This is a genomic window from Mesorhizobium sp. CNPSo 4688, from assembly GCF_057784295.1.
Genome location: NZ_JBWLUY010000003.1, coordinates 26,136 through 39,541, shown reverse-complemented (window position 1 = coordinate 39,541; position 13,406 = coordinate 26,136). Strand labels below are relative to the sequence as shown.

The following is a 13,406-nucleotide window of genomic DNA, read 5'->3' as shown; positions in this document are numbered from 1 at the left end:
CGGCATCCCTACCACACCGCCTGTTCGGGGGAGGTTTCGGTCGACCCACCCGCTCCGTCACCCTCTGGGTCAAACGCCCAGGCGGTTTGCCCCGTGCAAAAACCCGGCACACATCCTATATCAGGCCGACAATCCCTTCTTGCGGCCCGGAATTTCGCGGCCCAGTCATTCGAGGCAAGACATGAGCGATGCACAGACGACGCAGATCCCCGTGACCGTCCTTACCGGCTATCTCGGCGCCGGCAAGACGACCCTGCTCAACCGCATCCTGTCGGAAAACCACGGCAAGCGTTACGCTGTCATCGTCAATGAATTCGGCGAGATCGGCATCGACAACGAGTTGATCGTGGAATCCGACGAGGAAATCTACGAAATGAACAATGGCTGCGTCTGCTGCACGGTGCGCGGCGACCTGATCCGCGTCGTCGAAGGCCTGATGCGCCGCCCCGGCCGTTTCGACGCTATCGTCGTCGAGACCACCGGGCTCGCCGACCCCGTGCCGGTGGCGCAGACCTTCTTCATGGACGACGACGTCCGCTCCAAGACCAAGCTCGACGCTGTCGTGGCGCTGGTCGACGCCAAGCATCTGCCGCTCAGGCTCAAGGATTCCAGGGAGGCCGAGGACCAGATCGCCTTCGCCGATGTCGTCGTGCTCAACAAGACCGACCTGGTCACGCCCGAAGAACTTGCCAAGGTCGAAGCGACCATCCGCGCCATCAACCCGGCGGCCAGGATCCACCGAACCACGCGCGCCGGCGTGGCGCTGTCCGAAGTGCTCGACCGCGGCGCGTTCGACCTGTCGCGCGCCCTGGAGAACGATCCGCATTTCCTCGAAGCGCACGATCATGATCACGACCACCATGACCATGATCACCACGATCATGACGGCCACGATCATCATCACCATGATCACGCGCACCCCTCCGACATTCACGACGTGACGGTGCAGTCGGTGTCGCTGCGCGGCGGCGAGATGGACCCGAAGAAATTCTTCCCCTGGATCGAGAAGGTCACCCAGATGGAGGGCCCCAACATCCTGCGGCTGAAAGGCATCATCGCGCTCAAGGGCGACGACGAGCGCTATGTCATCCAGGGCGTGCACATGATCATCGAAGGCGACCACCAGCGCGCCTGGAAGGATGGCGAAAAGCACGAGAGCCGGCTGGTGTTCATAGGCAGGGAACTCGACGCCGAGCGGCTGAAGAAGAGCTTTGACGCCTGCCAGGCGGCTTGATTATTTGGCAGAGGCAATCGTCTCTAACGTGGCGCTTCCAGTTCTCACGGTTGGCGCCGCCCCTCATCCGCCTGCCGGCACCTTCTCCCCGTATAGTGACGGGGAGAAGGGGACTGGCCGCAATGCCGACGCCTATTTTGCAACGCTGGCGATAGGCGAAACCATCGGCGACAGCGTCTTTCTCCCCGTCATTATACCGGGAGAAATGTCCGGCAGGACAATGAGGGGCAGCGCCATCATTGGCGACTAGAGACAGGCAATTGTTCCGACATCGCGACCTCATGGTTGCCGGACGTGCAAACGTCGAGTAAGCCGCCCTCTGCACTTTCATTGAACAAAGATAGCCATGCCCACAGTTGCCCCGCTTGATCTCGATGGCCATTGCCTTGCCGCCGTCTTCCTCGACAACGTGCCGCATTTTGCGCTGGCCGATGGCGCCGTTCATCGGCTCGACAATGGCCACAAGACAATTCAGGCCAATGACGGCCTGCTCTCCACCTTCCATGATGCCGCCAATGACCGGCTGATCACCGGCGGCGAGGACGGCAAGGTGTTTGCCGTTACCGCAGGCGGCAATGTCGGCGAACTGGCGAGCGCCGGCAAGAAATGGATCACCAGTGTTTCCGCTGGGCCGCAGGGCGCGATTGCCTATGCCACGGGCAAGACCGCTTTTGTGCGCTTTGGCGATGGCAGGACCAAAGAATTCTCACATCCGCGTTCGGTCGAGGGGCTAGCCTTCTCGCCCAAGGGCATGCGCTTCGGCGTCGCCCGCTACAATGGCGCGACGCTGCATTTCCCGGCCGCCGAGGGCAAGCCGGTGGAACTCGAATGGGCCGGCGCCCATACCGGTATCACCTTTTCGCCCGATGGCGCCTTCCTGGTCACCACCATGCAGGAAAACGCGCTGCATGGCTGGAAGCTTGCCGACGGCAAGCACATGCGCATGACCGGCTATCCCGGCAAGGTCAAAAGCCTGTCGTGGAGCGTGAAGGGCAAATGGCTGGCGAGCTCCGGCGCGCCGGCGGCAATCGTTTGGCCGTTTTCGGGCAAGGACGGCCCGATGGGCAAGGCGCCGCTGGAGCTCGGCACGCGCGGCAACGCCATGGTGACATCGGTCGCCTGCCATCCAAGCCAGGATGTCGTGGCCGTCGGCTATGATGACGGCATGGTGATGGCGGTGCGCTTTGCCGATGCCAGGGAGGTGCTGCTGCGCCGCCCCGGCAAGGGCGCCATCACCGCGATGATGTGGGACAAGGAAGAGCGCCGGGTCGCCTTCGGCAGCGCTGCCGGCGACTGCGGCGTTATCGACATTTCGGCCTGAACTCAGCGGACCCGAGCGGCCAGCCGAAGCGGCTTTCGCCGCAGCGACAGCCCGTCGTGCATGTTGAGCGACAAAAGGGTGATGTTGACGGCACCGGCCGTCAGTTCGATCGCCTGGACGATTGTGAACAAGGTGTCGAAACGCCCGGCATCGGCAAGGCTGCTGAGCAGGACAGCTGAGGGCACCAGCACCAGCAGCCCGTTGGCGGCGATGATGCGCATGCGCCGTTTCTTGCGGGCGACGACCGGGCTCCTCCACCCCTTGCCGAGCGAGAAGCCGGACGCGCCGGCGACGATCATCGCCGGGATGAGCACGGTCATACCGGCCAGCACACAGTTTTTGACCGTTGTGACCGCGGCCGCGTCGCCGAACAGCTCAACTGTGGCTGTCGACAGCCAGAAGACCGAAACTGTGATGAGCGCGATGGCGCCCGCCGCTGCGTGAATCCAGGTTTTCATAGTCATCTCCATAGCAAGCTATATATCATTGCATAGCATGCTATTCAACTGTTATCTGGCGGACATGGCATTTCAGAAGGAACGATCCGCCGGATTCCTGGCCAACCACATGGCACGGCTGTTCGCCAACGGGCTGCAGCAGCGCATCCGGCCGCTCGGTCTGGCGCCGGCTCAGTTCATGGCGCTGCTGGCTCTGTGGGATGAGGATGGCTTGACGCAACGTGAACTCGTGCAGCGGCTCAGCGTCGAGCAGGCGACGATGGCCAACACGCTGATCCGCATGGAGCGCGACGGGCTGATCGAACGACGCTCACACCCCGAGGACGGGCGCTCGCAATCGATCCATCTCACCGCAAAAGCCGTTGCCCTGCGCGAACCAGCGACACAGGCGGCGCGTTCACAGAACGAAGCAGCTTTGGTCGATCTAAGCGAAGATGAGCGGCTGGTGTTTCTCGACCTGATGCGGCGCGCCATCGCGTCGATGCAGTCGGATTGACCGCAGATCAAGAAGAGCTATTCGGCCCCGCACGAGACCTTGCCGGTGACTTCAACCGGCTTGCCATCCTGGTCCTTGTCCGCTGCGGCGTCATAGATGGCGAGCGTATAGCCCCCGTCATAGACGCCTTCGTCGGTGGTCTTGGTCAGGATCGTCAGTTCGACCGAGTTGATGTGCTGCGCGACCTCATGCTCGTTGTAAATGTTCAGCCGCAATTCCTTGTCGTCCAGCCAGTACTGGGTCAGGTTGGAATCCTCGAACACGGTCTTGCGCAGGCTGTCGCCCTCGGGACGGCCGAGAATTTCGAGATCGCCACGAAAGTTGAAGGTCGGCCCGCCCATGCCCCGGGTGACTCCGGCTTCGACCTCGAATTTTGCTGCCTTGTCATCGGCGGAGCACCAGATGCCACCGCTCGCAAAGGCCGCGCCAGCCGACAGAAGCAACGTCGCCGTGCTGATGATCGCTCGCATTTTCTCCCCCAAAACCAAATGCCTAACCGTATTGGCACCGGGCTTGGCCTCAAGGTCAAGCACCAGCCCGATACCGCTGAACCAATGCACGGCAGCCCGGCGGCCAATTGCGGTTTGAGATGGCGATTGGCTAGAGTGCTGGCCGAGAGGGATTTTCATGCATTCAACCGACCATTCAGGCCTATCGATCGGCGGCATCAGCCGTGACCGCATCGCCAGGCTGCGCGAGAGTGAGGCAGAAGCCTTCCGCAAGGCGCGGCCGAAATCGGCAGCCAAGGCCGGCAACGGCCTGCCCGGCTTCTTCGGCGGCGTGCCGATGCACTGGATGAACGACTGGCCGACGCCGTTCCCGATCCTGGTCGACAGCGCCAAAGGCGCCACCATCACCGACATTGACGGCAACAGGCTCGACGATTTCTGCCTCGGCGACACCGGCTCTATGTTCGGCCACTCGCCGCCGCCGGTGGCGCGCGCCATCCGTCGCCAGGCCGGACGCGGCCTGACCTATATGCTGCCGTCGGAGGATGCGCTGGCCATCGGGCAGCTGTTGCAAGAGCGCTTCGGCCTGCCGTTCTGGCAAATCGCCACCACAGCCACCGACGCCAACCGCTTTGCGCTGCGCGTGGCCCGCGCCGTGACGGGCCGTGAAAAAATACTGGTCTTCAACGGCTGCTATCACGGCTCGGTCGACGAGACGATGGTGCGGCTGGTCGACGGCAAAGCTGTAAACCGGCCGGGACTGGCGGGCGAATTCCGCGACCTGACCAGGACCGCGAAGGTTATCGAATTCAACGATGTCGCCGCACTGGAAGCGGCGCTCAAGGACAAAGACGTGGCCTGTGTCATCACCGAGCCGGTGCTGACCAATTCCTGCATGGTGCTGCCCGATCCGGGTTTCCACCGTGCCTTGCGCGAACTGACGCGCGCGGCCGGAACGCTGCTTCTGATCGACGAGACCCACACAATCTCCACCGGCCCCGGCGGCTACACCAGGAAATATGGGCTGGATCCCGACCTGTTCGTGCTGGGCAAGCCGATCGCCGGCGGCGTGCCGGCGAGTGTGTGGGGCATGAGCGAGGGGCTCGCCAACCGCTACGCCGACTACAACAGAACCAAGCAACCCGGATATTCCGGTATGGGCACGACGCTATCGGCCAATCCTTTGCAATTCGCGGCCATGCGCGCGACGCTGGAAGAAGTGATGACGCAGGAAAATTATGACCGGATGGACCGCCTGGCGCTCCGGCTCGACGCCGGGCTGACCGGGGTCATCGACCGCCACAACCTGCCCTGGCATGTCGCCCGCGTCGGCGCTCGCGTCGAGTTCATCTGCGCGCCCGGTCCGCTGCGCAATGGCGCCGAGGCCGAGACTGCGCATGCGCCGGAGCTTGAAGCGGCTGTTCACGTCGCGCTGGTCAACCAGGGCGTGCTGATCGCACCCTTCCACAACATGATGCTAATCTCGCCGGCCACCACCGGCGCCCAGGTCAACCGGCTGATCACCGCCTTCGCCACGGTTGCGGCAAGGCTGACGGCATGAGACAAGCGACTGAACGGGCAGCTAACGAACGGGCCGCCAAGCCAACCTTGAGTACAGCAATCATGACTTCACCTTCGGGCTCGACGCCCGCCGAGGCGCAAGCCTTTCTCGACGCCCATCCTGAAATCGAGGCTTTTGACATCGTCTTGACCGACGCCAATGGGGTCGGTCGCGGCAAGATTGTGCGTCGGCATGAGCTGAAAAGCATTTATGAGGGCGGCCGCCACATGCCGATCTCGATCCTCGGCCTCGACATCACCGGCGAGGATGTGCACGAGACCGGACTGATCTGGACGACCGGCGACGGCGACCTCAGGGCATGGCCGATCCCCGGCACGCTGGTGCCGCTCTATGGCACCAGCCCGCCCCGCGGCCAGCTGCTGATGGCGATGTACCATCTCGACGGGAAGCCTATGTCGTCGGACCCGCGGCTGGCGCTGGCCAGGCAGGTCGACATATTGGCCGCAAAGGGCCTCTATCCCGCCGGCGCCTTCGAACTCGAATTTTTCCTGCTTGCCAATGAGCGCGATGCCGACGGCAAGGTGAAGCCGGCCGACGCCGTGCTCGACGGCCGCCGCTCGGCCAAGACGGAGGTCTATTCCGTCGACCATCTGCACGGCATGGAGCCGCTGTTTTCCGACATCTATGCCGCGGCCAAGGCGCAAGGCATTCCGGCCGAAACGGTGATTTCCGAATATGCGCCCGGCCAGTACGAACTGACGCTGAACTACCGCAAGGATGTGATGCGAGCGGCCGACGATCTCGTCATGCTGAAGCGGCTGGTGCGGGCGCAGGCGCGTCGCCACGGCGTCACCGCCTGCTTCATGGCCAAGCCGATCGAAAAATACGCCGGCTCCGGCATGCATTTCCATGTCTCGCTGCAGGACAAGGCCGGCCGGAACGTCTTTGCCGAGGCCGGCGGCGAGAGCTGGTCGCTGCCGCTGCTGCAGGGGCTCGGCGGCCTGATCCAGACCATGGCGGAATCGATGCTGGTGTTTGCGCCGCACGCCAATTCCTGGCGGCGCTTCGTCTCGCAATCCTATGCGCCGGTGGCGCCGACCTGGGGCGTCAACAACCGCTCGGTGGCGCTGCGCGTGCCGGCTGGCGATGCGAAGAACCGGCGCATCGAACATCGGCCGTCGGGCGTCGACGCCAATCCCTACCTGATCGCCGCAACCGTGCTGGCCGGCATCATCAAGGGACTGGACGAAGGTCTCGACCCCGGTCCGGAGACCACCGGCAATGGCTATGAAGCCGCCGTCACGCGCACGACCATGCCGGTCGACTGGCGCGCCGCGATCGAGGCGGCGCGGGCATCGAGCTTCCTGAAAGAGGCGCTGGGCGAGGATCTGCATCGCACCTTCGTGGCGATCAAGCAGTCCGAATATCTGCGCGTCGCCCGCACCGTCAGCGAGCTGGACTACCACCTTTACCTCCACGAAGTTTGACGGCCTGTTGAGCAGGCGGCGATCACTTTTTCGCCGCCTGTCTCAAATGAGGTAGCGCTTAAATCCGTGAGAACATATCATGAACAAATGAGCGCACTCATCGTCCGTGAAAAGCTGGCAATCCTGTCAGACGCCGCCAAATACGACGCCTCTTGCGCCTCGTCGGGCTCGGCGAAAAAGGATTCGCTCAAATCCGGCGGCATCGGCTCCACCGAAGGCATGGGCATCTGCCACTCCTATGCGCCGGACGGCCGCTGCATTTCGCTGCTGAAAATCCTGCTCACCAATTTCTGCATCTACGATTGCAGCTATTGCATCAACCGCTCGTCCTCGAATGTGCGGCGCGCCCGCTTCAGCATCGACGAGGTGGTGAAGCTGACCATGGATTTCTACCGACGCAACTACATAGAGGGCCTTTTCCTGTCCTCAGGCGTCATCCGCTCGCCGGACGAGACCATGGCCGAGATGGTCGAGGTGGCGCGGCGGCTGCGGCTCGACGAAAAATTCTCCGGCTATATCCATCTGAAAACCATTCCGGAAAGCTCGGCCGAATTGGTCGAGCAGGCCGGGCTTTATGCCGACCGGCTGTCGATCAATGTCGAACTGCCGACCGATGAAGGCGTCAAAAAACTGGCCCCAGAGAAGAAGCCGGAAACGATCCGTCTCTCGATGGCCAGGCTGCGCAGCAAAATGGAGGAAAGGGCCGAACCGACACTGAGGACCAAGAAGCGCGAACGCTTTGCGCCGGGCGGACAATCGACGCAGATGATCGTTGGCGCCGACAAGACATCCGACGATGGCATATTGCACACCAGCGAGCGCCTCTATGGCAGCTATCATCTGCGGCGGGTCTATTATTCTGCCTTCAGCCCGATTCCGGATTCGTCATCATCGCTGCCGCTGAAAAAGCCGCCACTGATGCGCGAGCACCGGCTCTATCAGGCCGACTGGCTGATGCGCTTCTACGGTTTTTCGCAACCGGAAATCCTGGCCGGCAGCAGCGACGGCATGCTCGACCTCGCCATCGACCCGAAGCTAGCCTGGGCGCTGCGCAACCGGGGCCGGTTTCCGGTCGACATCAACCGCGCCGACCGCGAGGCACTGCTGCGCGTGCCCGGCCTCGGTACCAAGGTGGTGGCGAAGATCCTGGAAACCCGTCGCCACCGACGCATGCGGCTGGAAGATGTCGGACGGATATGCCACTCGGTCGCCAAGCTGCGGCCCTTCATCATTGCAGAAGGCTGGTCGCCGGGCGGACTGACGGACAAATCTGGCCTGCGCGACACCATCGTGCGCTCGTGCGAACAGCTGTCGCTGTTTTGACCATGCAGCCGGCTCAGCTCAACCTTGCCAGATACAGTGTGCAGCTCTCCAGCGAGACCGATTTTGCAGGCTGGCGCGACGCGGCGCGGCGGCTGGCGCTGAACGAAGTCCGGCCCGAGGACATCGCTTGGGGTGTGGAAGCGGGTGCCGAACTAGTCGATTTGCCTTCTGTGCCAGATGGCGCGCAACTCACCGTACCGCGCGAGTTCATCGCCCAAGCCGAAACCGCCTTCTGCCACTCCGACCCCGACCGGTTTGCCTTTCTCTACCGGATGCTGTGGCGTCTGCGCACCGAGCCGAAACTGCTGGCGATCGCATCGGATACCGACACCAGGCGGCTTGAAGCCATGGAAAAGGCGGTGCGGCGCGACAGCCACAAGATGCATGCCTTCGTGCGCTTCCGGAAGATCGGCGAGGGCAGTGAGGAGCGTTATGTCGCCTGGTTCGAGCCGGAGCATTTCATCGTCGAGCGCAACGCGGATTTCTTCGTCAGGCGTTTTACGGGTATGCGCTGGACCATCCTGACGCCCTATGCCTCCGCCGACTGGGACGGCGAAAGGCTGGTCATCGGGCCGGGCGCCGCCAAGGCAGATGCACCGGCGCAAGACGACACCGAGGCGCTGTGGCTGACCTATTTCGAGAACATCTTCAACCCGGCGCGGCTCAAGGTGAAAGCCATGCAGAAGGAGATGCCGAAGAAATATTGGCGGAACCTTCCCGAGGCCTCGCTCATTCCAGATCTGATCGCAGGAGCGGACGAGGCCGCCAGGGATATGATTGCCAGAATGCCGACAACGCCGGCGCCGCACCACGCCAAGGTGCAGGCGAAACATTGGCCAAAGCGCGAGCCTGCCGAGGCGCAGGATGATGACGCCAGCACCATTTCCGAACTGCGCGAAGCCGCGCAAGGCTGCCGCCGCTGCCCGCTCTGGCGCGACGCGACGCAAACCGTGTTCGGCGAGGGGCCTGACAATGCCAAGGTGGTCTTCGTTGGCGAACAGCCGGGCGACCAGGAGGATCTCGCCGGCAAACCGTTTGTCGGCCCGGCAGGCAAAGTCTTCGATGCAATCCTCGATGACGCCGGCGTCGATCGGCAAAAAGTCTACGTCACCAACGCGGTCAAGCACTTCAAGTTCGAGCCGCGCGGCAAGCGCCGCATCCATTCCAAGCCGAATGCCGGCGAGGTTCAGGCTTGCCGCTGGTGGATCGGCAAAGAATTGGACCTGATCAAGCCAGACCTAGCCGTGGCGCTCGGCGCAACGGCGGCGCTGTCGTTGCTGGGCAAGGCTATTCCGGTGACGAAGATGCGCGGGCAGGTGATCGAGCGGGAAGATGGGCTGCGCGTGTTCGTCACCATTCACCCATCCTTTATCCTGCGCATCCACGAGCCTGCGGAGAAGGACGCTGAGCGCGAGCGGTTTTTGCGGGATATGAAAGAGGTGAAGCGGTTGATGGTGGCGTGATTAGGCTGTCTGTCAGCGCCGCCCCTCATTGTCCTGCCGGACATTTCTCCCCGTATAGTGACGGGGAGAAAGACGCTGTCTTCGGCGCTTCGCCAGTCGCCAATGTTGCAGGAAGGGCGCGAAGGCGCGTAGCTTTCCTTCTCCCCGTCACTATACGGGGAGAAGGTGCCGGCAGGCGGATGAGGGGCAGCGCGAACGTTGCGTTAAAGGCACTGCCCGCGCCCTAACGAATGAGGATCGCCCTCAAATCATTCACATTCGTGCCCGTGGGCCCCGGTACAAACAGGTCGCCCACAGCATTGAAAGCCGTCCAGGCATTGTTTCCCGCCAGCATCGCCTTGGCGTCCACACTGGCCGCTCGCATACGCGATACCGTCGAGCCATCAGCGAAGGCGCCGGCATTGTCTTCCGAACCGTCGATGCCGTCCGTGTCGGCGGCCAGGGCATGGATGTTGTCCGCACCGCTGATGCCGATGGCGAAGGCGAGCAGGAATTCGGAATTGCGGCCGCCCTTGCCCTTGGCGCGCAAGGTGACCGTGGTTTCACCGCCCGACAGGATCAGCACAGGCTTCTGGAACGGCCGGTTACGCGTCGCCACTTCGCGTGCAATTGCGGCGTGCACGCCGCCGACCTCGCGCGCCTCGCCCTCGATGGAATCGGAGAGAATGACGGCCTCGATGCCTTGCCGTTTTGCCTCGGCGGAAGCCGCTTCCAGCGATACGCCGGCCGAAGCGATGAGATGCACTTCATTGCCGGCAAAGCGCTCATCCCCAGGACTTGGTGCATCGGCCTCCGCCGAGTTGATGTGCTCCATCACGGCATCCGGCAACTTCATGCCATAGGCCGCTATCGAGGCCAGCGCGTCCTCGCGGCTGCCGGTGTCCGGCACGGTAGGACCGGAGGCAACGAGAGCCGGGTTGTCGCCGGGAATGTCGGAGACCACCAGCGACACCACTTTGGCCGGCCAGGCGGCTGCAGCCAGCCGGCCGCCCTTGATGGTCGAGACATGCTTGCGGATGGTGTTCATGGCCGCGATCGGCGCGCCGGAGGCGAGCAGCGCCTCGTTGACGGCGATCTCGTTGGCCAATGTCAGGCCGGCGGCGGGAGATGGCAGCAGTGCCGAGCCGCCACCGGAGATCAGCGCCACGACCAGATCGTCAGCCGTCAGCCCCTGCACCTTCTCGAGCAGGCGGCGCGAGGCTTCGAGACCGGCTGCGTCCGGCACCGGATGCGCCGCCTCAATGATCTCGATGCGCTCGCATTTGGCGCCGTAGCCGTAGCGGGTGACGACCAGCCCTTCGATCGGGCCGTCCCAGACCTTCTCGAACGCCGCCGCCATCTGCGCCGAACCTTTACCGGCGCCGATGACAATGGTGCGGCCTCTAGGTTTCGCCGGCAGATGATCCCGGATCGTGCGTTCCGGATCGGCGGCAGCAACGGCGGCGTCGAAGATGGAGATGAGGAAGGATTTGGGTTCGAGCACGGTCATTCCGCAGCCAGCGCCAGTCCACGCTTGTCGACGCCGAGATGATCGCACAACGCATCGACGACGACGCCATGGTCCTGGCGCTCCGGCAGGCCGGAGACCGTAATCGCGCCAATAACGCCGGCGCCTTTGACCGTCACCGGAAAACCGCCTCCGGCCAGCACATAGTCGACAATGTCCAGCCCTTCGCCGATCTTGAAAGTGCGGTCGGGACGCTGCTGCTCCAGCACCATGCGGTAGGTGCTCTTGAGGTAGCGCTTCACCACATTGATCTTGCGCCGCGCCCAGTCCGGATTGGAGGCATTCGAGCCCGGCATGGCAGCGTAGAACAGGGGGCGATCCCACAGCCTGATGTCGACAATGATCGGCAAATTGTCAGCAAGCGCCCGCTTGCGGATCGCGACGCCAATCTTGAAGGCCACTGCCTCGTCGAAGGCCGGGAAGACCAGCGTCTCTTCCTGCTTCTGGATCAGAGCGATGTCGTCCGCAGCGGCCATTTTCTTTCTCCGAAATCGTCACACGTCGTGTGTACGACAAGCTCCGCCCGGTCAAGCTCCCGTTGCGGCGGTCGTCCTGCCCCGCCAGCGTCGACCCCCACTCCGTCGAGCTTCGCTCGACACCTCTCCCCCGATCGACGGGGTAGAGGAAGGGCGCCAAGCTGTCCGAACCGACGCCCGTCCTGTGAAGCAGAGGCCCCTTCCTCTCCCTCCGGAGGGGGGAGAGGTGGCGCCGCGCAGCGGCGACGGAGTGGGGGAACCACTTGGCAACCAGGCGCAATCATCATCTTGTCCAGCGCAAAGATCGACCCCACTCCGTCGAGCTGCGGTCCTCTCCCCTGGGGGCGGGTCTTACCCCGCGATCATGTCACTCTTCGCGGGCCTTCCCGCAACATAGACCTCGCGCACCGCGCGGTCGTCGCCCAGCGTCTGCAGCAGGAACAGTTCCTCGGCCAGTGTCTCCACCGTCTCCATCCGCAGCCGCATCGCCGGCGTGGCGCGGGCGTCGAGCACGGTGATGTCGGCATCGGTACCTTCATCCAGCGTGCCGACTTTCTCCGCCACCGACAACGCTTCGGCATTGCCGCGCGTGATCTGCCAGAAGGACTGGAGCGGGTTCAGCTTCTCGCCATTCAGCGCGATCACCTTGTAGCCTTCGTCCATGGTGCGCAGCATCGAGTAATTGGTGCCGCCGCCGACATCGGTGGCGGCCGCTATGCGCAGCGGCTTGTCGCGGCGGCGAAAGCGTTGGTAGTCGAACAGGCCGGAGCCGAGGAACAGGTTCGAGGTAGGGCAGAATACCGCCACCGAGCCCGAGTCCGACAGCGCATCGGCCTCACGTTCGCTGAGATGGATGCAGTGGCCGAACAGGCTCTTTGGCCCCAGCAGCCCGTACATCTCGTAGACATCGGTATAGTCACGCGCCTGCGGATAGAGCTTTTGCGTGAAGGCGATCTCGGCGTGGTTTTCCGACAGATGCGTCTGCATGTGCAGATCGGGATGCTCGCGACAGAGCGCGCCGGACATCTCCAGCTGCTCGGGCGACGAGGTGATGGCGAAGCGCGGCGTGATCGCATAAAGCTGGCGCCCCTTGCCATGCCATTCCGCAATCAGCGCCTTGGTATCGTCATAGCCGGATTGCGGCGTGTCGAGCACGCCTGCCGGCGCATTGCGGTCCATCATCACCTTGCCGGCAATGTTGAGCATGCCGCGCGCATGCGATTCGGCGAAGAAGGCCTCGGCCGAGGCCTTGTGCACGGAACAGTAGGCGGCGACCGTCGTGGTGCCGTGGCGTACCATTTCGTCCAGGAACAGCCGCGCGATGCGGCGGCCGTGCTGGGCGTTGGAAAATTTGGTCTCTTCGGGAAAAGTGTAGGTGTTTAGCCAGTCGAGCAGTTCGGCGCCGTAGGAGGCGATCACCTGCATCTGCGGAAAATGCACATGCGCGTCGATGAAGCCCGGCAACAGCAGATGCGGCCGATGGTCGATCTTTTTTACGCCCTCGCCGGCCTGTTTCTCGACCTGCGCATAGGGGCCGGCCGCTATGATCCGGCCGTCGCGGATCAAAAGGCCGCCATCCTCCTCGTAGCGCCAGGCGGCATGGTCATCGATCGCTTCGGGCCAGCGCAAAAAGCTCAGCGTGCGGCCGCGCAGAAGTGTGGAGGTCATGC

Annotated in this window: 12 protein-coding genes; 7 read left to right on the top strand and 5 right to left on the bottom strand. The window is 63.3% G+C overall.

All coding sequences use genetic code 11. The features are described from left to right. Positions 1-181 precede the first annotated feature (181 nt). The gene (locus AC04SH_RS05745; RefSeq protein ID WP_488574285.1) at positions 182-1,234 is read left to right on the top strand and encodes a CobW family GTP-binding protein; all 1,053 of its coding nucleotides are present in this window, start codon (positions 182-184) and stop codon (positions 1,232-1,234) included. A gap of 346 nt (positions 1,235-1,580) precedes the next feature. Next, positions 1,581-2,555 carry a WD40 repeat domain-containing protein gene (locus tag AC04SH_RS05740; RefSeq protein WP_488574284.1) on the top strand — a complete coding sequence of 325 codons (975 nt, stop codon included), beginning with the start codon at positions 1,581-1,583 and terminating at the stop codon, positions 2,553-2,555. A 2-nt stretch (positions 2,556-2,557) separates the two neighbouring features. On the opposite strand, the gene AC04SH_RS05735 is transcribed toward AC04SH_RS05740, so the two are convergent. Beyond that, positions 2,558-3,013 (bottom strand): hypothetical protein, encoded by a 456-nt coding sequence (locus AC04SH_RS05735; RefSeq protein ID WP_488574283.1) that lies wholly within the window; start codon positions 3,011-3,013, stop codon positions 2,558-2,560. A gap of 64 nt (positions 3,014-3,077) precedes the next feature. On the opposite strand from AC04SH_RS05735, the gene AC04SH_RS05730 reads away from it, so the two are divergent. Further along, positions 3,078-3,509, top strand: coding sequence for a MarR family winged helix-turn-helix transcriptional regulator (locus AC04SH_RS05730; RefSeq protein WP_488574282.1), 432 nt, complete (start codon positions 3,078-3,080; stop codon positions 3,507-3,509). A gap of 17 nt (positions 3,510-3,526) precedes the next feature. Here the strand turns inward: AC04SH_RS05730 and AC04SH_RS05725 are convergent, their stop codons facing one another. Beyond that, positions 3,527-3,979: a hypothetical protein gene (locus AC04SH_RS05725; protein WP_488574281.1), complete on the bottom strand. Its 453-nt coding sequence runs from the start codon at positions 3,977-3,979 to the stop codon at positions 3,527-3,529. 157 nt (positions 3,980-4,136) lie between these two features. Here AC04SH_RS05725 and AC04SH_RS05720 point away from each other — a divergent pair, with 157 nt between their 5' ends. From AC04SH_RS05720 to AC04SH_RS05705, 4 genes are all read left to right on the top strand, one after another. Continuing rightward, entirely contained in the window at positions 4,137-5,519 is a 1,383-nt protein-coding gene (locus tag AC04SH_RS05720) for an aspartate aminotransferase family protein (protein ID WP_488574280.1), read from the top strand. Between the two features lie 62 nt (positions 5,520-5,581). Then, complete coding sequence (locus tag AC04SH_RS05715) at positions 5,582-6,967, top strand: glutamine synthetase family protein (protein WP_477231982.1); 1,386 nt, start codon at positions 5,582-5,584, stop codon at positions 6,965-6,967. A gap of 87 nt (positions 6,968-7,054) precedes the next feature. Further along, positions 7,055-8,290 carry a putative DNA modification/repair radical SAM protein gene (locus tag AC04SH_RS05710; RefSeq protein ID WP_488574279.1) on the top strand — a complete coding sequence of 412 codons (1,236 nt, stop codon included), beginning with the start codon at positions 7,055-7,057 and terminating at the stop codon, positions 8,288-8,290. A gap of 2 nt (positions 8,291-8,292) precedes the next feature. Next, the gene (locus AC04SH_RS05705) at positions 8,293-9,753 is read left to right on the top strand and encodes a UdgX family uracil-DNA binding protein (protein ID WP_488574278.1); all 1,461 of its coding nucleotides are present in this window, start codon (positions 8,293-8,295) and stop codon (positions 9,751-9,753) included. A 223-nt stretch (positions 9,754-9,976) separates the two neighbouring features. On the opposite strand, the gene AC04SH_RS05700 is transcribed toward AC04SH_RS05705, so the two are convergent. The 3 genes from AC04SH_RS05700 to guaD all read right to left on the bottom strand — a co-directional run bounded on the left by AC04SH_RS05700 (position 9,977) and on the right by guaD (position 13,404). Further along, on the bottom strand, positions 9,977-11,242 hold the full coding sequence (locus AC04SH_RS05700; protein WP_488574277.1) for a glycerate kinase type-2 family protein: 1,266 nt from the start codon (positions 11,240-11,242) through the stop codon (positions 9,977-9,979). Then, complete coding sequence (locus AC04SH_RS05695) at positions 11,239-11,736, bottom strand: heme-degrading domain-containing protein (RefSeq protein ID WP_488574276.1); 498 nt, start codon at positions 11,734-11,736, stop codon at positions 11,239-11,241. Before AC04SH_RS05695 ends, AC04SH_RS05700 begins: the two co-directional genes overlap by 4 nt. Before the next feature lie 351 nt (positions 11,737-12,087). Further along, the gene (gene guaD, locus AC04SH_RS05690; protein WP_488574275.1) at positions 12,088-13,404 is read right to left on the bottom strand and encodes a guanine deaminase; all 1,317 of its coding nucleotides are present in this window, start codon (positions 13,402-13,404) and stop codon (positions 12,088-12,090) included. Between the last annotated feature and the right edge of the window lie 2 nt (positions 13,405-13,406).